Here is a 19,153-nt window from a genome sequence, read left to right as displayed (position 1 = left end):
GCCGATGAAAACACTTATTATTGCGACATCCACCTTGGCGCTTTCGACTATGGCGTTGGCGGAACCCAACCCAATGCGTAACGCATACTTTGGCGAGACCCATATGCATACGGCACTGTCGCTGGATGCATATATCGGTGGTGCACGACTGATGCCGTCTGACAGCCTGCGCTTTGCCAAGGGCGAGTCAGTCTTGGTAAATGGACGTCACAAACAATTGTCGCGCCCGCTCGATTTTGCAGCGGTCAGCGATCACGTGGAATATTTGGGCGAGATGTATTCGACGATATTCCCCGAGGCACCAGGATACGAGCAAGAAGATCTGCAACAACTACGCAGCTTGGAAACGCTGAAAGACAAACAGGATTGGTTCTACAAGTACGTCATCGCCAACAATCGCAGTGAAAATCCTACCCATCCACCTTTCTATCAGGGGCCTGAGACCACCAAATCCGGTTGGCAGATCATCATCGATGCCGCCGAGGAACACAATGATCCGGGCAGTTTTACCGCCTTGATTGCCTTTGAATGGTCCGCAGCGCCGAACGGTGGCAACATGCATCGCAACGTGATCTTCCGCGATAGCGTGGTCCCGGACCTTCCGATGTCCAGCTATGATTCCAACAAGGTCGAAGACCTCTGGGACTGGCTGCAAAACGCACAAGACAACGGATCAACACTTTTGGCGATCCCGCATAATTCGAATGCGTCAAAGCAGCAGATGTTTCCCGAACTCAACAGTTTTGGCGAAGCACCGGACAAGGACTGGGCCAGCACCCGGCAGGCTTGGGAGCCGCTGATCGAAATGATGCAGATCAAGGGTAATTCTGAAGTACACGAAGCATTCTGGCAGGCGGATGAGTTCGCCGGTTTCGAAAACGCGAATTCCATTCAGAAAAACTCAAACCGGTATTTCCACAAGCGCGACTTTGTGCGCGAAGGGTTGAAACTGGGACTGGCGGCCCAACAGGAGTTGGGCGTAAATCCCTACAAATACGGGTTCATCGGCGGCACTGACAACCATAATGGCCTGATGTCGGATGTGGCCGAAGACGATTTTATCGGTGGTCACGGTCCCGAAGATGGTAGTGTTGATCGACGTCGCAAGGGCGGGGTTGGCGGTTGGATCGACGGGATAGACCTTTCGATTGGTTCACTTGCTGGTGTCTGGGCCGAGGAAAACACCCGAGCTTCGATTTGGGACGCGATGAAACGGCGTGAAACTTTCGCCACTTCCGGGCCTCGGGTCAAAGTGCGGATGTTCGGTGGCTCGGACCTTGCGGACAATCCGACCGATCCCGTTGCAATGGTGGAAGATGGCTATGAAAACGGCGTACCGATGGGTGGTGATTTGATTGGAGACAAAGCGCCCACTTTCACCGTATATGCGCAAAAAGACCCGGACGGCGCCAATCTGGATCGCATCCAGATCATCAAGGGCTGGGTCGACTCAGCGGGGGAGATCCACGAAGAGATCATCGACGTGGCCTGGTCCGGCGATCGCGAGATCACCGCAGATGGCAAACTTCCTTCGGTGGGCAACACCGTCGATCTGACAACTGCGCTGTATACGAACGAAATTGGTGCCCCAACATTGATGGGTAGTTGGACTGACCCAGACTTCAACCCAGAGCAAAGCGCGTTCTATTATGCACGTGCTATCGAGATTCCGACGCCTAGGTGGTCGACGTATGATGCCGTTCGTTCTGGCCTTCCTTTGTTGGAAGAAGTCCCCGCTACGATTCAGGAACGCGCCTGGGGCTCGCCGATCTGGTATTCACCCACCGGATAATCAGAGAATTCAACTTGGGCAACAGTTGAGTTTTCAAGTCTTACAACATGCGGAAAGCAACGCCAGGTTCAAATCCTGAAGAAGTGCGGTAGCCCTTACCGGTAACGCATGTAGCTCGCAACTAACGGTTTTTTCCCCGCGCTGCGTCCGAGATCAACTGCAGGCCCAGTGTGACGGCCGGAACAATGTCCTTTGTATCAATCTATCAAAGCTCGGGCTGCGCTGGCGCCTCATCGTCGACTGGTGTTTGCTGATGTGACACGAGCTTCCAAATACCTGCATCGTTCAAATAGGTCGACGCACATAGCGCATGGTAAATCGGAGCGTCAGGACGCTCGGCTGAAACCCGATATGCGAGAACAGCAATCTCACCTTTTTGATTGAAATGTCGGTCGCTCATTCGAACCGTCCGCCATCCTGCCGTACCTTGCGCACCAGTCGTACCGCGTTGAATTTTCGCTGGGTACGGGAAGATCATCACGGCATCTTCAGATATTTCTGAATGTGCGGATTCGAAACCGTTTAACCACAGCCGCTCTTCTGTTGCCCAAAGTTGGTCTTCAGTGGTCATTTCCCTCTCCCTTATTGCGTACGCCTCAATAGAAAATGGCGCTTTTTGAAATCTGTTTCTGAATTGACCCCAAGAAACTGGAAACAAGAACAATTTCTTTCATAGGTTAGGCGTTCTGCACCTAGCCGTCACCTCAATTGGTATTCTGGGCGCTATCGGGTCAAATTTCCAGGGTCTGCGAACTTTTAGCGCCACTTCTGTTGATCTAAGCGAGGAGGCGAAGTCGGCTTCGTTCGGACATAACCGAGTGTTGAAAGCGTTCGGTTTTCCATTCCTTGGTGCAATCCTATTCAACCAGCAGGAACCCCAAAAATAAAAACCGCTCCGGAAACAACACTTAGCGCCAAAAAGGCAGCGGCTTTTTTCCCGTCACCCTTACGCTTACGTGCAGCTTCAAATGCGACCAAGCATTGAAGGGCATAAAACAAGGCAAAGGCACGGCTTGCCAAGGCAATCACCTGGTCAACATCAGTCGACCACAGAATGCCGACTCCAACCAGCGCAATTAAACCATAGGCGTGGCTGGGGTTTACGCGATCATGAGTGATCTCGCCGATCAGGCCGGCATCCCCAATACTGTCTGCAACAGATGCGCTAAATTGGCTGGCTGTCGCAGCAATTGTCAAAGAAATCGGCAGTATGCCCGCGACCAAAGCCGAGACAGATATAACAGCAGCAACTCCCTCTCCCTGAGACAGATCTATCAGCAGCGGCGAAAGGAGTATGAAGAAGACAATGTAAATAACCCCGGAGAGCAACTGCGCGTTCCACATCGCCTTAATTCTGGTCTGCGCATCAAATTCCTCGCCCATGAACCTTGTCGTTTCAAATCCCTGCACAACAATCAGCAACCCGAGAAGAACAGGAAGTGACTTAAGCTCGAATTTGCCAGCAGCTGACAGAAAGTCGCCCGGCCCGACGATCTTCCCGAATGCAAAAACCGCAAGAGCCGCAAGAAAACCAGCTATCACTGATAGATTTAAAGCTGTCGCATAGCGTTCAACGCGGGCAACTTTTTGCGCTCCACCGCTCCAACCTAATAGCCCAATTGCTATCAAAAGACTTATCGCGATGGGTTTTGCTAACTCTGGCCGGTCGATATTTGCGCCCTGTAGGACAAAGTGCCCGAGAAGGGCAAGGTAATAGGAAACGGAAATGAAGTAGGCAAATGCGAGAACAATATGACTGAGTTGCTCAATCGAATGCAGAACATGATCCTTGTCAGCTGCCAATTGTGGTTCGACAACTCTGATGTTGTAGCGAATTGTCCATCCAATCAGCATTGCCACGAGAATTAACAGCGCCATCGCAAGCGCAGCAAAGCCCCCGAACTCCCGGGCAAGCAGAGGGGCGGAAACCAGAAAACCACTCCCGATGATTGAGGCGAGTGGGGTAACTGTGGCGCGCCAAATCGCGGTTTGTGAAAACGGAGCGAACAGTAATCCTAAAAGAACGACTGCTCCAATGGCCACAAAGGTAATTGTCGGTATCAAATCAACAGACCTATCCGGTTCGGGCGTGTTCTTCGCCTCTTGAGAAATTCTATCCGATTTAACTACTTCTAACTGTGTTTCGGCCCTTTCCCTATGTTTAATCTAAGCATTGATTATTTTGCTGTTGTTGAGAAAATTTCCTGACAGGCTCCGTTGCGTGTCGCTGCCATCCATAGGGATGCGACACTCGGGCGTGCACCGAGTAAGTGGTTTGGCGAAGCCGCACCGCAGCACTTGCGATCAATATGAAGGTCCGCTTTGGGCCGAAACCAAACGCCGGATTTTAGTTCAGGATCAAATCATATGTCTCATCACCGAAGTATAGGTCCGTGCAAAGCTATCCCATTCGTCAGATCGCAGCAAAAGACCTTCCTGTTGCTTGGCGGGTTGCAGGCAGCCTTCGCTGGCGCTCCTATCACTTTCGAGCAGCGGCGGAGCGCGACGCAAACTCCATGAGGCGTTTGAACTTCGGGCAGTCCATATGGGTCTCCGCCGGGCAATCTGCCACATGACGGAGCGCATCCCGAAGCCGGGTCAGGCCTCGGATTTGTTCGTCGAGAGTGTCTGCCCGTAGGTGTAATTCGGGGCGAGGCAATTTCGGTGTTCCATCTTTGGCGAACATGCCTCTGATCTCAGCAAGCGAGAACCCCGCCATTTTCCCTAAAGAGATCAAGGCGAGTTGCGTCAACACCAAGGTCTCAAACTGCCGCCGCAGGCCATTCCTCGCAGCTGATTGGATCAGTCCAATTTCCTCATAATAGCGCAGTGTTGAGGGCGGGACGCCGCTCCTTTTAGACAAGACACCGATATCAAGAAGTTTCATGGTTGACCTCAAGTTGACTTGAAGTGGCAGAGTAACTTCTCACTGGTACACGAGACAAGAGAATTTACGATGACCGATGCGATACAGGCACAAAATCCCACTCCCATCCTGATTGCCCTCGCTGCGGCGACACTGACCGCCTCATTGGGAATCAGTATAGCGGCGGTACTGCTTCCGACACTGGCACACAGCTTCTCCGCGACAGTGTCGGAGGTGCAATGGGTAATGCTGGCTTATCTCACATCAGTGACCATCGCCGTTGTATCGGCCGGACGGCTTGGCGATCTATTCGGCCATCGCCGCTTGCTGGTTTTAGGTCTCATCGTTTTTATAGCAGCGTCAGTATTAAGCGCGACGGCTCCGAGCCTCAGCTTGTTGATCGCTGGACGTGCGTTGCAGGGGCTTGGCGGAGCGATCCTGATCGCGCTTCCGATGTCTATCGCACGTGATCTCGTCCCGACAGAGAGGTTGGGCACAGCGATGGGGTTGCTCGGGACGACTTCCGCTGCCGGGACTGCATTGGGCCCCTCGCTGGGTGGTGTGCTACTTGCTATGGGCAACTGGCGCATGGCATTCTGGTTTCTTGCCGGGTTCGCCAGTGTTACGCTTTGTCTGTCCGTCGCCTCTATCACGCGCGATTGCGAACGGAGGACCGTATCTTTCCGAGAGTTGGATTTTCCGGGAACCTTTGTGTTGGTGATAGCTCTCTCAGCCTACGCGGTGGCAACCAGCGGTGGGGCATCAAGCATTCCGTTGTCTCCGGGCGCGCTTATTTTCACTGTTTTGATCGCAATCGTCGTGTTTGGGATGGTCGAAGCCCGTGTGGCCTCTCCACTGGTGCCCATGAAATTGCTCCGCGACCAGAGAACAAGTATCGGGCTTTTGATGAACCTGCTGGTCAGTGCAATCATGATGTCAACTTTGGTTGTTGGTCCGTTCTATCTAGCTTTTTCTCTGGGGTTGAACGATGCAGCCATTGGTTTGGTTTTGGCGGCGGGGCCATTGGTCGCCGCGCTCTTCGGTGTTCCGGCCGGTTGGGTAACAGATCGGGTTGGCGCAGATCGCGCGATGATCATCGGCCTTGTGCAGACCACGTTTGGTCTGCTGTGCTTGGCATACCTGCCGCGATACTTCGGAGTCGGCGGCTATTTGATCTCACTCATCATGCTGACGCCTGGCTTTCAACTTTTTCTTGCCGCCAACAACACAGCAGTTCTGATCCACGCTGCCAGGGAACAGCGTGGCCGACTCTCTGGCCTCCTCGGGCTCTCGCGGAATTTAGGTCTGATGACGGGTGCTTCTGCTATATCCACACTGTTTGTTGCCATAGTCGGGACTGGAGATACTGCGAATGCTCCGGTTGCGGATATTGCACATGCTTTTTCGATGACCTTTACGGCCACTGCATGTTTGGCCCTGATCGCCATGGGATTGGCGATTTTCGGCCAAGTTCGGCACGCCCGCGAGGCACCTAACCCAGCTGAGTAAGATGGTTGAGGAAAGCGGGGCCGCTAACTGTGGGGCGATTGTGGAAAACCGGAAATCACACTCTTTGATGAGGACGGGCTTTGAAACGGCAATGGTTAGGGGCCAACGGGAGTAATAAGTGCCGTGTCTGGACAGTGAGAGATACGCATGCTGCTTCATTTTGTGTCACACCTGTGTGTCACACCGCTCGAATGCTTGCATCTAGTTGTGTTGCTGGAGTTTGGTGGAGCCTAGGGGAGTCGAACCCCTGACCTCTTGCATGCCATGCAAGCGCTCTCCCAACTGAGCTAAGGCCCCTTCCAGGTACCGCTGTAGCGGTGGACGGACGTTTATGAGACGACGGCAATGAGCGCAAGTCCAAAAATGGATTATGCGGAAAAGATTCTGCCTCGCATCCGGGGGTAGTTTGAGGCGGCGCAACGGCCGCCCCGGACCGGTTTTAGCTTTCTTCTTCTGCTGGCATATCGGTGATTTCGTCCAGCGAAACGTCGTCACTGCTGTCGTCATCATCATCCAGCAGATCATCGTCCAGCTCGACGTCGACACTGTCGTCATCGTCCAGAACCAGATCTTCTTCCGACGCATTTTCGCGTGCTTTTGCCGACGCGGCATCTTCCGCATCTGCGGCGATCATCCGGCTCTTGCCGGTTTCAAGCTCCACGATCTCGCCGGTGTAGGGGCTGACGATCGGGTTCTTGTTCAGGTCGTAAAACCGCTTACCGGTGGTCGGGCAAACGCGTTTTACACCCCATTCTTCCTTGGGCATTTCAGATCCCCTTGATATCAGGTGAGTCGTAGTAATGATTCAGGTCACGTGCCACATGCAGCGGGCACTGTCAAAGCCTTTGAGCAGGAGAAACAGGCACATGGGGGACCACGCATTGCCCGGAAAACCGCCGGTGCCGCTAACGCTGCGCAAATCGGCCAGGGCGCGGCGTATCAGCTTGCGAATTTCTCAATTGGACGGGCGGGTTACACTGACCTACCCTAAAGGTGTAGCAGAAGCCGAGGCGCTGAATTTCGCCAAGGTCAAGGAAAACTGGATCCGTGAGCATCTTGAGGACAGACCCAACCCATTGGCCGTGGGATTCGGGCAATCAATCCCCATTGAAGGCAAAGAGAGGCGAATCGTACCGGCAGAGGGCCGACGCGTTCTGCTGCGGGACGCAGAGGTTGCAATCCCCAAAGGGGCCGAAGCTCGGCGATTGGCACGGTTCCTAAAGGAACTGGCGCGGGATCGCCTGACCGAGGCCTGCGACGATTATGCGGCAATGCTGGGCCGACCTTATTCCAGCCTGACCTTGCGCGATACGCGGTCTCGTTGGGGATCGTGCAGTTCGACTGGTGGTCTGATGTTTTCGTGGCGCCTGATCCTCGCGCCATCGGACATCCTTCATTATGTCGCCGCGCATGAGGTCGCACATCTGGCCGAAATGAACCATTCCACCGCGTTCTGGGCGCAGGTCGAGCGCCTGTTTGGTGACTGCAAAGCCCAAAGGCGCTGGCTGCGCGACAACGGGGCGCAGCTTCACCAGTATAGATTTGATAGCGCGACGAGTTGACCGCGCGGCAATTTGTGATCACATGGGGATATGTTAAGCGCTCGCCCAACCGACACCCAACCCGCAGCTCATGATCTGGTCTATCGAGCCCTGCGCTCACGTATTATGCACGGCGACATAGCGCCCGGGCAGGCGTTGACCCTGCGCGGCATCGGCAAGGAATTTGATGTCTCAATGACGCCTGCGCGCGAAGCGGTGCGGCGACTGGTGGCCGAAGGGGCGCTCTTCCTGTCTTCTTCGGGTCGGGTGTCCACGCCCGAGCTGACCAATGACCGTATCGAAGAGCTGGCAGCCCTGCGTGCACTGCTAGAAGTCGAACTGGCCAGTCGCGCATTGCCCCGTGCACATATGGCCCTGATCGACCGATTGCAGAGTATCAACATGACCGTCGCGGAAATGGTCACGAAACGGGATGCCGTCGGTTACATCCGGTCGAACCTGGAATTCCATCGCACGCTGTATCTGCGTGCTCAGGCTCCGGCGATGCTGGCCATTGTGGAAACGGTATGGCTTCAGCTAGGGCCAACAATGCGGGCGCTCTATGGGCGGTTGCGGCGGACAGAGCCGCCGCATTATCACAAGCTGATCATCGCGGCGTTGAAGGCGGGGGATGAGCCCGGATTGAGGCTGGCTGTACGGTCTGATGTGACGCAAGGGCTGCGGATGCTGGTCAGTTAAGCGGCTTGTCGCCGAAGTGATCGGGTTGCCGTTTCCAAGCACCGCAGAACTAGCTTGCGCACTTGGTCTGCGATACTCTGACCCAAATCACAACAAGAGCAGATTTCAGACATGATCAATCGACGCCTATTTTCAGTTGGACTTGGGTCAACGTTTTTGGCCGCCTGTTCCGGTGGCACGCCAACCAGCGCCCCGGCAACGCGGATGCAGGCCGTCCCCAACGCAGGCTATGACGCCTGGGTTGCCGGCTTTAAGTCCCGCGCGGCCTCGCAAGGTATTTCTCAAACCACCATCAACCGGGCCTTTCAGGGGGCGGGGTACCTGCCGGGCGTGATCGAACGAGATCGCAATCAGGTCGAATTCAAACGCTCGCTTGAGGATTATCTGGCGATTGCAGCTTCTGATGAAAGGATCGCAACCGGCAAGCAGATGCTGGTGCGCCATGCAGGACCCCTGTCAGAGATCGAGGCAAAGTACGGCGTCGATAAAGAGGTTATCGTTGCCGTCTGGGGCCTGGAAAGCCGTTATGGATCTCGCCGGGGGGACGTGCCGGTGGTGTCGGCAGTGTCGACCCTGGCTTATGACGGCCGTCGCGGCGCGTTTTTTGAAAAACAGCTGATCGCTGCCCTGAAGATCATTCAAGAGGGCGATACAACGCCCGCGAACATGACCGGCAGCTGGGCCGGGGCGATGGGGCATACGCAGTTCATCCCGACGTCTTACTTGGCTTATGCGGTGGATTTCACCGGTGATGGCCGTCGGGACATCTGGTCCGAGGATCCCACGGACTCTTTGGCCTCGACCGCCGCCTATCTGGCGCGGGCTGGCTGGGTGCGCGGACAGCCATGGGGTGGCGAAGCTGGCACTGTTTCGGGAACACCTGTCGCGGTGTTACAGCCGCAAACGCCGGGGCCGCGCATTGCGGTGTTCCGCAATTTCCAGGTGATCAAGCGCTATAATAACTCGGACAGCTACGCGATCGGCGTTGGACATTTGTCTGACCGGATCGCTGGTGGTGCGCCATTTCAGGCCTCGTTCGGGCCCGATGCGACCGGGTTGACGCTTGAGGATCGCAAAGAGCTGCAGCGCCGCCTGACATCCGCAGGGTACGACACGCAGGGCGCGGATGGGGTTATCGGCAACAACACGAAATCTGCCATCAGCGCGTATCAACGCGCCAGTGGCTTGGCCGTAACCGGGGAACCTTCGGCGGCTTTGTTGCGCCAGCTCGGTGGCTGACGCTTTAGGCCGCCAACCCCTTCGAGCCGATATCCAGGAATTTTTGACGGCGGTCCTTGATAAGGGCTGCCGCATCCTTGCCATCCAGCTCTTTCAGCATAGCAGCAATAGCGCCGCGTACAGAGTCGACCGTTGCGGCGCGGTCGCGATGCGCGCCGCCCTTGGGTTCGGTGATGATGTGATCGCAGACGCCCAGCTTTTGCAGGTCTTGTGCGGTCAGGCGCAGGGCTTCGGCGGCCTCACGCATTTTCTCTGAGTCTTTCCACAAGATCGACGCGCAGCCTTCGGGCGAGATCACCGAATAGACCGAATGTTCCAGCATCGCTACACGGTTTGCTGTGGCAAACGCCACCGCACCGCCTGAACCACCTTCGCCAATGATCACGGACACCAGCGGAACGCCGATCTTCAAGCACATTTCGGTCGACCGCGCGATGGCCTCGGACTGGCCGCGTTCCTCGGCACCTTTGCCCGGATATGCGCCTGCCGTGTCGATCAGGGTGATGACGGGCAAACCGAAACGTCCGGCCATTTCCATCAGGCGCACAGCCTTGCGATACCCCTCGGGGCGGGCCATGCCAAAATTCCGTTCAATCCGCGATTTGGTATCCGAGCCCTTTTCGTGCCCGATCACGATGACAGGCTGATCATCGAAACGCGCCAGACCGCCGATCACAGCCAGATCGTCAGCGAAGTTGCGATCACCCGCCAGCGGCGTGAACTCGGTAAACAGCTCGGCCACGTAATCCTGGCAATGGGGGCGTTCGGGGTGACGCGCAACCTGACATTTCCGCCATGGGGTCAAATCGCCATAAAGCTCATCCAGCAACTTGGCGGCCTTGGCATCCAGCGCGGCGGCTTCTTCGGCCACGTCCATCTCTTCGTTGGCGCGGGCAAGCGCGCGCAATTCCTCGGCCTTGCCTTCAATCTCGGCCAGGGGTTTTTCGAAATCCAGATACTGGGTCATGACGCCTCTCAACGCGGAAGTTCATTGCTATATGAACTTGCTGTCAGAGGAATGCAACACAAGGTAAAGCGGGCCCCGATCAGGGGCCGCGCCAGTATGGGTTACTTCACAGGTACGTAGCTGGACGGTAGGCCGTCGTCGTCAGCGTTCACCATGTAGTACTGGTTCTCGCCGCTGTCCCAGACCAGAAATGCGTCCGCGCCTTCGGGTTTGGTCTGTTCGCCCCATGGGGCCTGAATGGTCAGAGCAACGCTTTTTGCATATCCCAGATCAGACAGGCGCAGCATATCAACTGGCGTCGTCTTGGGCGCACCTACAATGCCGGGCGCTTGATCTTCGAACATCGCCTTTACCTCAGGGGCCATGTCCAGCCGTTCGATCAGGCGCGCATTCTTGGCCGCAACATCGTCCAGTGAAACCAGCTCGTAGGCCTCGTCAAACGTGCTTTTGCCGATGATGTAGAAGTCCGGGCCATCCTTGCGGAACTGCAGCGCAATGATCGAGCCGACGTTCTCGGTCAGGTAAGCCTGATCGTAACTGGTGCCATCAACCGAACCGAGGTTTTCGCGGATCGCGTCGGGGATGGCGTCGAAGTCATCGCTGGTCAGCTGCCAACCCAGGATTGGGCGATCCTTGATATAGGCTTCGGGCGCCGGGTTATGCTGGCTGACACGTTCAGAAATCATGGTTTGTGTCTGGACGTCATCGGCCTGCGCAATAGCCGGAATTGTGGCAAGGATGGCGGCAAACAGGACTTGGCGGAGCGGGCGAGATGGATTGTTCATATCGGTCCTCATTTACCATGTTAGAAAGTCTGTTGGTCTCGTGAGTTATACGCCCAGTGTAACATTCTTACGTGTGTGGTCCGATGTGAATTCAGTAAGATTTGTAGCTGCGGAATATGAATCCGCAGGTAGGCAAATAGAAAGGATGCCGATGAAGACCGCGTTCTGAGTGTTTTGGCCCACAGTCATGGAAATCAGGCTGAAGACCTGCCGCTGAAATTGCTCAGTTCGGGTATAGAACCGGGTAGAGCGAGCCGACGAGCAAAGCCGCCATTGTCCAGTTGAACACCATCAACCGGCGCGGGTTCGTCAGGATGCGCGCCATTTGCTGGCCCAGAACGGTCCATGTGCTGACCGAGGGCAGATTGACTGCTCCGAAAACAAGGGCCACCACAATGATCGCCTGAAGGGTCTGATCAGGTGTGTAGGCGGTTGTGGCTGTCAGGGCCATGGCCCAGGCCTTTGGGTTGACCCACTGAAAGGCTGCTGCCTGCAGGAACGTCATCGGCGTGCCTGTCGTGTTTTGCCCCTTCGCCGGGGCGGCATGTGCGATTTTCCAAGCAAGGAACAGAAGATATGCAACAGAGGCGAATTTCAGCACCGTGTAGCTGATCGGATATCTGTCGAATAGCTGCACCAGCCCGGTGCCGACCAATAGCACCATGAAGGTAAACCCAAGCCCGATCCCCAGCATGTGCGGGATGCTCTTTCGAAATCCGAAATTGGCCCCAGACGCCATCAGCATCAGGTTGTTGGGTCCAGGTGTAATGGACGAGACAAAAGCAAAGGCGATCAGGGCCAGAAGGATATCGTAGGTCATAAGTTGGATAATTGCTGCAAACCGAACAAATGAAATTGCGTTTTAATGCGCGATCTCGTTAATATCACAATCAATGGCGAAAATTGACCACATAAATCAGCAAATATTGCGAGAACTTTCGCAAGACGGCCGCATCAGTAATCTGGATCTGGCGGACCGGGTAGGGTTGTCTCCTTCTGCCTGCCTGCGCCGCGTGCAGGAGCTGGAGCGTTCGGGTGTAATCTCGGGCTACCGCGCAGTCTTGAATCCATCCGAGATTGGTGTCGGATTCGTCGCCTATATCGGCGTTGGGCTGGGTGAACATACCAAAGCTGCCCAGGAAGGGTTCGAACGCGCTCTTCAACGTGTGCCGGAAGTGGTCGAATGCCACAATATCACGGGGACAATCGAATACCTGTTGCGCGTGGAATGCGCGGACTTGCCTTCGTACAAGACATTCCACACCGAAGTTCTGGGAACACTGCCGCATGTGACGTCGATCACGTCTTATGTGGTGATGGATTCACCCAAAGATATGCGCGCCTGACGTTTGAATTGTTATCTTCAACCGGCTTGCCGGGTGAATTTTCACAGCCTAGTGTCTTCTCAAGGACCTGATCGAAGGGGAACAACCCCAACAGGCCACACACAGGGAGAAGATAATGAAATTTGTTCGCATTGGAGCGCTGATAGCAGCTGCGGCGTTTATCGCCAGTTCAGCAGTGGCCGCGCCGCTCAAATTACAGCCCGCCAGTCCGCAACCCAGTCCAAAAGCGGGATTGAATGTAAAATATGTGGGAACTGGTACTCAGCGCAAAATCCGCAATCTCACTCATGCCAAGCAGTTATTGCCTAAGGCCCAGCCGGGGCAGCCGCTGATCGGTTTGGATTATAGGGATACAAACGAGGGCGAGGATGTTTTGACATTCGACCACCACTATAATGTCGCTGCAGAAATCACCGGTTACATGCGCTTTGACTCACCGGGCGTTTACGAGTTGGAGACATGGTCAAACGATGGAATCGATGCCTGGGTCGGCGGGCAGCAGATCGGCAAAGTCAATAGTATTCAGGGGTGTGAGGCCAATCAACGAACTGAAGTAGAGGTGCCGAAGGCGGGCTGGTATCCGCTGAAGATAATCTATTTTCAGAAGCTCGGTACATCTTGCCTGATGATGAAGTCAGGAAAGAAAGGTGAGCGTTTTACATGGACGCCTAACGACGTCTTTGGCCGTTAGGCCCAAATAAGGCGCCCCTAAGGACGCCTTATTCAATTATATCAGTTCGCGGCAATCAATTCGGCCTGCGCCACGATCACTTCTGCCTGTTTGATCGAGGCGATGTCGACCAGACGGCCTTTGTAAACGGTTGCGCCTTCGCCATTGGCTTTGGCCTGCTCCATCGCAGCCAGGATTTCGCGTGCCTCGGACACGGCTTCATCCGACGGAGTGAAGACCTGATTGGCCAACGCGATCTGCTTGGGGTGGATCGCCCATTTTCCGACCATACCCAAGGTAGCCGAACGTTTCGCTTGCGCGATGTAACCTTCGTCGTCTGAGAAGTCGCCAAAGGGTCCGTCCACGGGCAGAACGCCATGTGTCCGGCATGCAGCAACAATGGCAGCCTGCGCCCAATGCCACGGGTCGGACCAGTGTTTTTCACCTTCGCGCAGCATGTAATAGTTTTCCTGCGTGCCGCCGATACCGGTGGTCTGCATCCCCATCGAGGCTGCAAAATCTGCTGCACCCAGGCTCATCGCTTGCATGCGCGGAGACGAGGCCGCGATTTCTTCGACATGGGCAACGCCAGCTGCGGATTCGATGATGACCTCAAAGCTGACGGGCTTTGTACGGCCCTTGGCGCGCTCGATGGCGGTGACCAGCGCGTCTACGGCGTAGACATCTGCCGCGCAGCCGACCTTGGGGATCATGATCTGATCCAGCCGGTCGCCGGCTTGTTCCAGCAGGTCCACCACATCGCGGTACCAATAGGGTGTGTCCAGTCCGTTGATGCGCACGGACATGTATTTGTTGCCCCAATCGACGGTGTTCAGCGCTTCGATCACATTTGCGCGCGCGGCGTCCTTGTCCGACGGCGCGACCGAGTCCTCAAGGTCGAGGTTGATTACGTCTGCGGCCGACGCGGCCATTTTCGGGAACAGCTTGGTGTTTGATCCCGGTCCGAACAACTGGCAACGGTTGGGGCGCGCGGGGGCGGCGGGTTGGATGCGAAAGCTCATCTGGACCTCGTGCGAGAAAGGAAATTACGATTTTCTTGCCTCATGGGGTATTAAATTGCGCAAGCCATAGCAAGCATCTTTGTGCAAGTGCGGCAATGCAATCGCAGCAATTGCCGCAATACAGGGTCAAAACAGTGATTAAAGTTTAATCGCTTTGGAAACTTGAAAGATTAGTGCGCCATTTAGGAAGAAGGCGCAAAAATTTCCCACCTGACGGGGCGTTGTCAGACGAAAACGCGAAACACTCGTGGAAATCGTCCCCTAGATTGCGCCAGAATCAAAGGAGTAAACCGCAATGATCGAGACACCGTACCTGCTGTTTTTGGGCGATGCGCCCGACCAATTGGCGGCCAAAGTTGCAATCGGCATCAAGGACTGGCGTCCTGAGAATGCCGTTGGCCAGTACCGTATGGAAGGTTGCAAGGCCGATCTGGGCCTGACCGACATGTCCCTGACCGAGGCGAAAGAAGCCGGCGCCAAGACGCTGGTTATCGGCGTTGCCAACCGTGGTGGCGTGATCAGCCAGGAATGGAAAAAGGTTCTGGTCATGGCGTTGGAGGAAGGCTTTGACCTGGCCTCTGGTCTGCACAACCTGCTATGCGACGAACCCGATCTGGTGGCTGTTGCTGAAGCCACCGGCCGCAAGCTGCACGATGTTCGCGTACCTTCGGTGGAATACCCGATTGCAAACGGCATCAAGCGCAAGGGCAAGCGCTGTCTGGCTGTTGGCACCGATTGCTCTGTCGGCAAAATGTACACGGCGATGGCGATGGATGCCGAGATGCGCGAGCGCGGCATGAAGTCGACCTTCCGCGCAACCGGTCAGACAGGCATTCTGATCACCGGGGACGGTGTGCCGCTGGATGCGGTCATTGCCGATTTCATGGCCGGTTCGGTCGAATGGCTGACGCCTGACAACGATGACGATCACTGGGATCTGATCGAAGGGCAGGGGTCGCTGTTCCACGTGTCTTATTCCGGTGTGACCATGGCGCTGATCCACGGCGGCCAGCCGGATGCGCTGATCCTGAGCCACGAGCCGACCCGCGACCATATGCGTGGTCTGCCGACCTATCAGTTGCCGACCCTGGAAGCGCTGCGCGACACGGCATTGGGTCTGGCCAAGGTTGCCAACCCGGATTGCCAGGTCGTTGGTATTTCGGTCAACACGCAGCACATGTCCGAAGAGGACGCCACCGCATATCTGGCCAAGGTTGAGGCCGATATGGGCCTGCCCGCGACTGACCCGTTCCGCTTTGGTTCGGGCAAGCTGGTGGATGCGCTGGCCGCACTGTGATCTAAGCGGCGCGTCGGAGGCGGGCTTGTCCGCCTTCGGCGAAAGTATTTTGAAAAAGATGAAGGAGCTGGCGCGTGCAGGTAGAAGTCTCTCGTGACGTGTTTCGGCTGGCGCAGGTCTTTACGATCTCGCGCGGGTCTCGGACCGAGGCCAAGGTGCTGACGGTTCGGATTTCTGACGGTACCCATCAGGGGTGGGGCGAATGCGTGCCCTATGCCAGGTATGATGAAACGCTGGACTCGGTCGAGGCCGAGATCGCAGCTTTGCCTGCCGAGTTTACCCGCGACAGCCTAATGGACTTTTTACCTGCCGGGGCGGCGCGGAATGCGGTTGATTGCGCCCTTTGGGACCTTGAGGCCAAGCGCGCAGGAAAGCGGGCCTGGGATCTGGCCGGGCTGCCGGTTCCGGGGCCAGAAATCACAGCGTATACGCTGTCGCTGGACACGCCGAAAAAAATGCAGGCGCAGGCCGCAGCCAATGCGCATCGGCCCTTGCTGAAGATCAAATTGGGCACACCGGATGACATGCCCCGGCTGGAGGCTGTGCGCTCAGGTGCACCAGATGCCACGATCATCGTGGACGCCAACGAAGGCTGGTCAGCTGCGGTTTACGCCGACCTTGCCCCGCATCTGGTGCGTTTGGGTGTAGCCCTGGTCGAGCAGCCTTTGCCCGCCGGGGAAGATGACGCCCTAATTGGAATGGAGCGCCCCGTGCCAGTGTGTGCTGATGAGTCCTGTCATGATCGCACAAGCCTTCAGGGCCTCAAGGGCAAGTACGATGTGGTCAACATCAAACTGGATAAAACGGGCGGCCTGACCGAGGCGCTGGCCCTGCGCCAGCAGGCGCTGGCTGAAGGCTATCGCGTGATGGTCGGCTGCATGGTTGGCAGCTCTCTGGCTATGGCACCTGCGACACTGTTGGCACAAGGTGTGATGGTGACAGACCTTGACGGCCCGCTTCTGCTGGCCGAAGACCGCGACAACCCGCTGATTTTTGATGATGCCGGAGTGCACCCGCCCAAAGCGGACCTCTGGGGCTGAGGAGACAAGACATGACCCGCACCGTTTTTGTAAATGGCGAATACCTGCCCGAGACCGAGGCCAAGGTGTCCATCTTTGACCGTGGTTTTCTGTTCGCAGACGCCGTTTACGAAGTCACCAGCGTTCTGGATGGCAAGCTGATCGATTTCGAAGGTCACGCCGTGCGTCTGAAGCGGTCTCTGGATGAGCTGGAGATGGCTGAGCCCTGCACCAAGGATGAGCTGCTTGAAATTCACCGCAAGCTGGTGGAACTGAACGGCATCGAAGAAGGGCTTGTCTACCTGCAGGTCAGCCGTGGATCGGATGGCGATCGGGACTTTGTTTTCCCGTCCGAAGATACCAAGCCCAGCCTCGTGCTTTTCACCCAGAACAAGCCTGGTCTGGCCGATAGCCCAGCCGCCAAGAAGGGTGCCAAGATCATCTCGATCGAAGACATCCGCTGGGGCCGCCGGGACATCAAGACCGTTCAGCTGCTGTACCCATCGATGGGTAAGATGATGGCCAAGAAGGCTGGCTGTGACGATGCGTGGTTGATTGAGGACGGTTATGTGACTGAAGGCACCAGCAACAACGCCTACTACGTCAAGGACGGCAAGATCGTCACCCGCCCACTGTCGAACGACATTCTACACGGCATCACCCGCAAGGCCGTGCTACGCATGGCGGCCGAGGCACAGATGGAAGTCGAAGAACGCCTGTTCACCATTGATGAGGCGAAGGAAGCGGATGAGGCTTTCACCACTTCGGCCAGCGCGTTTGTCATGCCCGTGGTTGAGATTGACGGGGTTGCGCTGGGCGACGGTACACCGGGACCAATCGCCAAGCGTTTGCGGGAAATCTATTTGGACGAAAGCCGCAAGGTCGCAATCTAAAGATAAGGCCCGCCAGATTGGCGGGCCTCTTTCGTTTTGGGCGTCAGCCCTTGTTCGTTACATTCTCTTCGAACGCGACTTTGAAGGCGGCCTGTTTTTCCGCGCTGGCGTCGGTCTGGTATTTGGCTTTCCACTCATCCATGGTCATGCCGTAGAAAATTTGACGGGCTTCGTCCTTGCCCATCTGAATACCTTTTTCGTTGGCTGCTTCCTGATACCACCGCGACAGGCAGTTGCGGCAGAACCCGGCGAGATTCATCATATCGATGTTCTGCACATCGGTGCGATCCTCCATCAGATGCTGTTGCAAGCGACGGAATGCGGCGGCCTGAAGTTCGATTTCGGTTTGCTTGTCCATGGTCTGGCTCCGGATGACAGAAATGCGTGCTGTATGTGACCTAGCGGCCCGGGGGCGATGATTCAACAATCAGCGTATCAGGCCAGTTTCAAAGCCAGCCATGGGGTGATGCAGAAGATCAGCGTCAGGATCTTATAATTTGCCAGGTACCTAAAATAAGCCCGTTTCACTGCGGGGCGTTCCATCTGGAACATTTTGCCGTGAATGCCAGCAATCCAGTCCTGCAACAGCAAGATCATCATTGTGGTGAACAGCAGAACCGCGATGTTGAGCACGGCCATCCAGCCAAAGACGGACGTCAGAAATTCCTGAGTCATAGTGGCCTCCTTTACCCCTATAATATGGGGTCTGGGGTTGGCTCTCACAATGAAGTGAGGGCTTTTATCACAAGCCGCTTTGGTCCAGCGCGTCCTGCAGGATGGGGGCTAGCCGCTCGGCCCATTCCCGCTGTCCCGCGTGTTCGGCAATCAGATCATTGCGCAGCTCGATCAGTGCGTTGGGGCGGCCAAAACTGGTACAGTGTTTGTCAATGGCATCACCGGGCAGCACGCCGGTATAGGGTTCATTAACGCCCACGCAAAGGTCACCCTCGGCCTCTAGACGGTTGATCAACGGGCCCGAGAACCGTTCGTCCGGAGTATGCAAAACGCCGACATGCCAAGGGCGGGGATCACGACCCCTTAGTTGCCGTGTGAACGAGTGCATCGACACGATCACTGCATGCGGCAACGCGGCCATCTGCGCCAGCGCGTCATGATACGGGCGATAGCACATGTTCAAACGCCGCTCTCGTTCTGCCGCATCGGCGTGCCGGTTGCCGGGAATGATCGACCCGTCATAAAGCTTCATCAACAAGGTCGGATCATCCTCGCCGCGGTTCGGATCAATCACGAGGCGGGAAAAATTGGCTGCGATCACGGGCGCATTCAAAAGCTCACCCAGATGCTTTGATACCTCGTAGGCACCTACATCATAAGCGATGTGGCGTTCCATATCTTCACGAGGCAGGCCAAGGTCGCCACCGTGGATGTCGGGCGGAACCAAGTTGGATGCGTGGTCGCATGTGATCAGCCAACGCGAGGGCCGATCCGCGCCGTGGATAAAAAACGGGGAATACGTCATAAGCCTGTCATCTAGTTTGTCGCAGGTT

General features: G+C 56.1%; 21 protein-coding genes and 1 tRNA gene. 10 read left to right on the top strand and 12 right to left on the bottom strand.

Features of this window, described 5'->3' with window-relative positions:
* The first annotated feature begins 4 nt into the window (after window positions 1-4).
* Window positions 5-1,792 carry a DUF3604 domain-containing protein gene (locus AC2FID_RS15355; RefSeq protein WP_496837533.1) on the top strand — a complete coding sequence of 596 codons (1,788 nt, stop codon included), beginning with the start codon at window positions 5-7 and terminating at the stop codon, window positions 1,790-1,792.
* A 205-nt stretch (window positions 1,793-1,997) separates the two neighbouring features.
* Here the strand turns inward: AC2FID_RS15355 and AC2FID_RS15350 are convergent, their stop codons facing one another.
* The 3 genes from AC2FID_RS15350 to AC2FID_RS15340 all read right to left on the bottom strand — a co-directional run bounded on the left by AC2FID_RS15350 (window position 1,998) and on the right by AC2FID_RS15340 (window position 4,679).
* A complete protein-coding gene (locus AC2FID_RS15350; protein WP_496837531.1) occupies window positions 1,998-2,363 on the bottom strand; it encodes a hypothetical protein in 366 nt (121 codons plus the stop codon).
* A gap of 290 nt (window positions 2,364-2,653) precedes the next feature.
* Entirely contained in the window at window positions 2,654-3,856 is a 1,203-nt protein-coding gene (locus AC2FID_RS15345) for an Aq_097 family APC-type transporter (RefSeq protein WP_496837529.1), read from the bottom strand.
* Window positions 3,857-4,271: 415 nt separating this feature from the next.
* The gene (locus tag AC2FID_RS15340; RefSeq protein ID WP_282169985.1) at window positions 4,272-4,679 is read right to left on the bottom strand and encodes a helix-turn-helix domain-containing protein; all 408 of its coding nucleotides are present in this window, start codon (window positions 4,677-4,679) and stop codon (window positions 4,272-4,274) included.
* Between the two features lie 69 nt (window positions 4,680-4,748).
* On the opposite strand from AC2FID_RS15340, the gene AC2FID_RS15335 reads away from it, so the two are divergent.
* Window positions 4,749-6,167 carry an MFS transporter gene (locus AC2FID_RS15335; protein ID WP_496837527.1) on the top strand — a complete coding sequence of 473 codons (1,419 nt, stop codon included), beginning with the start codon at window positions 4,749-4,751 and terminating at the stop codon, window positions 6,165-6,167.
* A gap of 221 nt (window positions 6,168-6,388) precedes the next feature.
* On the opposite strand, the gene AC2FID_RS15330 is transcribed toward AC2FID_RS15335, so the two are convergent.
* Together AC2FID_RS15330 and AC2FID_RS15325 are read right to left on the bottom strand one after the other, a co-directional pair.
* Window positions 6,389-6,464, bottom strand: a tRNA-Ala gene (locus AC2FID_RS15330).
* A 142-nt stretch (window positions 6,465-6,606) separates the two neighbouring features.
* On the bottom strand, window positions 6,607-6,933 hold the full coding sequence (locus AC2FID_RS15325; protein ID WP_108861356.1) for a TIGR02300 family protein: 327 nt from the start codon (window positions 6,931-6,933) through the stop codon (window positions 6,607-6,609).
* A 100-nt stretch (window positions 6,934-7,033) separates the two neighbouring features.
* On the opposite strand from AC2FID_RS15325, the gene AC2FID_RS15320 reads away from it, so the two are divergent.
* The 3 genes from AC2FID_RS15320 (at window position 7,034) to AC2FID_RS15310 (ending at window position 9,646) form a co-directional block, all read left to right on the top strand.
* Entirely contained in the window at window positions 7,034-7,729 is a 696-nt protein-coding gene (locus AC2FID_RS15320; RefSeq protein WP_058273366.1) for a M48 family metallopeptidase, read from the top strand.
* A gap of 30 nt (window positions 7,730-7,759) precedes the next feature.
* Window positions 7,760-8,407 (top strand): GntR family transcriptional regulator, encoded by a 648-nt coding sequence (locus AC2FID_RS15315; RefSeq protein ID WP_058279022.1) that lies wholly within the window; start codon window positions 7,760-7,762, stop codon window positions 8,405-8,407.
* Window positions 8,408-8,518: 111 nt separating this feature from the next.
* A complete protein-coding gene (locus AC2FID_RS15310; protein WP_496837524.1) occupies window positions 8,519-9,646 on the top strand; it encodes a lytic murein transglycosylase in 1,128 nt (375 codons plus the stop codon).
* Window positions 9,647-9,650: 4 nt separating this feature from the next.
* On the opposite strand, the gene AC2FID_RS15305 is transcribed toward AC2FID_RS15310, so the two are convergent.
* The 3 genes from AC2FID_RS15305 to AC2FID_RS15295 all read right to left on the bottom strand — a co-directional run bounded on the left by AC2FID_RS15305 (window position 9,651) and on the right by AC2FID_RS15295 (window position 12,218).
* Complete coding sequence (locus AC2FID_RS15305; protein WP_496837522.1) at window positions 9,651-10,613, bottom strand: acetyl-CoA carboxylase carboxyltransferase subunit alpha; 963 nt, start codon at window positions 10,611-10,613, stop codon at window positions 9,651-9,653.
* Between the two features lie 101 nt (window positions 10,614-10,714).
* Window positions 10,715-11,398: a hypothetical protein gene (locus AC2FID_RS15300; protein WP_496837520.1), complete on the bottom strand. Its 684-nt coding sequence runs from the start codon at window positions 11,396-11,398 to the stop codon at window positions 10,715-10,717.
* Between the two features lie 223 nt (window positions 11,399-11,621).
* A complete protein-coding gene (locus tag AC2FID_RS15295) occupies window positions 11,622-12,218 on the bottom strand; it encodes a LysE family translocator (RefSeq protein ID WP_109312213.1) in 597 nt (198 codons plus the stop codon).
* A gap of 73 nt (window positions 12,219-12,291) precedes the next feature.
* Between AC2FID_RS15295 and AC2FID_RS15290 the strand changes: the two genes are divergently transcribed.
* Both AC2FID_RS15290 and AC2FID_RS15285 read left to right on the top strand, forming a co-directional pair.
* A complete protein-coding gene (locus AC2FID_RS15290) occupies window positions 12,292-12,744 on the top strand; it encodes an Lrp/AsnC family transcriptional regulator (protein ID WP_058273360.1) in 453 nt (150 codons plus the stop codon).
* A 115-nt stretch (window positions 12,745-12,859) separates the two neighbouring features.
* Entirely contained in the window at window positions 12,860-13,435 is a 576-nt protein-coding gene (locus tag AC2FID_RS15285) for a PA14 domain-containing protein (protein WP_109312215.1), read from the top strand.
* 41 nt (window positions 13,436-13,476) lie between these two features.
* Here AC2FID_RS15285 and AC2FID_RS15280 read toward each other — a convergent pair whose 3' ends face one another.
* Complete coding sequence (locus AC2FID_RS15280) at window positions 13,477-14,436, bottom strand: L-malyl-CoA/beta-methylmalyl-CoA lyase (RefSeq protein WP_058279015.1); 960 nt, start codon at window positions 14,434-14,436, stop codon at window positions 13,477-13,479.
* Between the two features lie 295 nt (window positions 14,437-14,731).
* Here AC2FID_RS15280 and dgcN point away from each other — a divergent pair, with 295 nt between their 5' ends.
* The 3 genes from dgcN to AC2FID_RS15265 all read left to right on the top strand — a co-directional run bounded on the left by dgcN (window position 14,732) and on the right by AC2FID_RS15265 (window position 17,645).
* Window positions 14,732-15,733 carry an N-acetyltransferase DgcN gene (dgcN, locus tag AC2FID_RS15275; RefSeq protein ID WP_058279014.1) on the top strand — a complete coding sequence of 334 codons (1,002 nt, stop codon included), beginning with the start codon at window positions 14,732-14,734 and terminating at the stop codon, window positions 15,731-15,733.
* A 74-nt stretch (window positions 15,734-15,807) separates the two neighbouring features.
* Window positions 15,808-16,773: an N-acetyl-D-Glu racemase DgcA gene (gene dgcA / locus AC2FID_RS15270; protein WP_109312217.1), complete on the top strand. Its 966-nt coding sequence runs from the start codon at window positions 15,808-15,810 to the stop codon at window positions 16,771-16,773.
* Between the two features lie 11 nt (window positions 16,774-16,784).
* Window positions 16,785-17,645 (top strand): D-amino-acid transaminase, encoded by an 861-nt coding sequence (locus AC2FID_RS15265; RefSeq protein ID WP_109312218.1) that lies wholly within the window; start codon window positions 16,785-16,787, stop codon window positions 17,643-17,645.
* A gap of 43 nt (window positions 17,646-17,688) precedes the next feature.
* On the opposite strand, the gene AC2FID_RS15260 is transcribed toward AC2FID_RS15265, so the two are convergent.
* From AC2FID_RS15260 to AC2FID_RS15250, 3 genes are all read right to left on the bottom strand, one after another.
* Complete coding sequence (locus AC2FID_RS15260) at window positions 17,689-18,003, bottom strand: DUF1244 domain-containing protein (protein WP_282120799.1); 315 nt, start codon at window positions 18,001-18,003, stop codon at window positions 17,689-17,691.
* 77 nt (window positions 18,004-18,080) lie between these two features.
* Window positions 18,081-18,320 carry a DUF6868 family protein gene (locus AC2FID_RS15255; protein ID WP_058273353.1) on the bottom strand — a complete coding sequence of 80 codons (240 nt, stop codon included), beginning with the start codon at window positions 18,318-18,320 and terminating at the stop codon, window positions 18,081-18,083.
* A 67-nt stretch (window positions 18,321-18,387) separates the two neighbouring features.
* Window positions 18,388-19,125, bottom strand: a complete 738-nt coding sequence (locus AC2FID_RS15250) for an N-formylglutamate amidohydrolase (RefSeq protein WP_496733639.1) — start codon at window positions 19,123-19,125, stop codon at window positions 18,388-18,390.
* Between the last annotated feature and the right edge of the window lie 28 nt (window positions 19,126-19,153).

It is taken from the genome of Ruegeria sp. CDSC068 (assembly GCF_059610545.1).
This window is presented reverse-complemented; position numbering and strand designations above follow the sequence as displayed.

What these genes read in the sequence shown, in the direction of transcription:
- AC2FID_RS15355 (WP_496837533.1), top strand. Translation starts at nt 5, where the DNA reads ATGAAAACACTTATTATTGCGACATCCACCTTGGCGCTTTCGACTATG.
- AC2FID_RS15350 (WP_496837531.1), bottom strand. Translation starts at nt 2,363, where the DNA reads ATGACCACTGAAGACCAACTTTGGGCAACAGAAGAGCGGCTGTGGTTA.
- AC2FID_RS15340 (WP_282169985.1), bottom strand. Translation starts at nt 4,679, where the DNA reads ATGAAACTTCTTGATATCGGTGTCTTGTCTAAAAGGAGCGGCGTCCCG.
- AC2FID_RS15335 (WP_496837527.1), top strand. Translation starts at nt 4,749, where the DNA reads ATGACCGATGCGATACAGGCACAAAATCCCACTCCCATCCTGATTGCC.
- AC2FID_RS15325 (WP_108861356.1), bottom strand. Translation starts at nt 6,933, where the DNA reads ATGCCCAAGGAAGAATGGGGTGTAAAACGCGTTTGCCCGACCACCGGT.
- AC2FID_RS15320 (WP_058273366.1), top strand. Translation starts at nt 7,034, where the DNA reads ATGGGGGACCACGCATTGCCCGGAAAACCGCCGGTGCCGCTAACGCTG.
- AC2FID_RS15315 (WP_058279022.1), top strand. Translation starts at nt 7,760, where the DNA reads ATGTTAAGCGCTCGCCCAACCGACACCCAACCCGCAGCTCATGATCTG.
- AC2FID_RS15310 (WP_496837524.1), top strand. Translation starts at nt 8,519, where the DNA reads ATGATCAATCGACGCCTATTTTCAGTTGGACTTGGGTCAACGTTTTTG.
- AC2FID_RS15305 (WP_496837522.1), bottom strand. Translation starts at nt 10,613, where the DNA reads ATGACCCAGTATCTGGATTTCGAAAAACCCCTGGCCGAGATTGAAGGC.
- AC2FID_RS15300 (WP_496837520.1), bottom strand. Translation starts at nt 11,398, where the DNA reads ATGAACAATCCATCTCGCCCGCTCCGCCAAGTCCTGTTTGCCGCCATC.
- AC2FID_RS15295 (WP_109312213.1), bottom strand. Translation starts at nt 12,218, where the DNA reads ATGACCTACGATATCCTTCTGGCCCTGATCGCCTTTGCTTTTGTCTCG.
- AC2FID_RS15290 (WP_058273360.1), top strand. Translation starts at nt 12,292, where the DNA reads ATGGCGAAAATTGACCACATAAATCAGCAAATATTGCGAGAACTTTCG.
- AC2FID_RS15285 (WP_109312215.1), top strand. Translation starts at nt 12,860, where the DNA reads ATGAAATTTGTTCGCATTGGAGCGCTGATAGCAGCTGCGGCGTTTATC.
- AC2FID_RS15280 (WP_058279015.1), bottom strand. Translation starts at nt 14,436, where the DNA reads ATGAGCTTTCGCATCCAACCCGCCGCCCCCGCGCGCCCCAACCGTTGC.
- dgcN (WP_058279014.1), top strand. Translation starts at nt 14,732, where the DNA reads ATGATCGAGACACCGTACCTGCTGTTTTTGGGCGATGCGCCCGACCAA.
- AC2FID_RS15265 (WP_109312218.1), top strand. Translation starts at nt 16,785, where the DNA reads ATGACCCGCACCGTTTTTGTAAATGGCGAATACCTGCCCGAGACCGAG.
- AC2FID_RS15260 (WP_282120799.1), bottom strand. Translation starts at nt 18,003, where the DNA reads ATGGACAAGCAAACCGAAATCGAACTTCAGGCCGCCGCATTCCGTCGC.
- AC2FID_RS15255 (WP_058273353.1), bottom strand. Translation starts at nt 18,320, where the DNA reads ATGACTCAGGAATTTCTGACGTCCGTCTTTGGCTGGATGGCCGTGCTC.
- AC2FID_RS15250 (WP_496733639.1), bottom strand. Translation starts at nt 19,125, where the DNA reads ATGACGTATTCCCCGTTTTTTATCCACGGCGCGGATCGGCCCTCGCGT.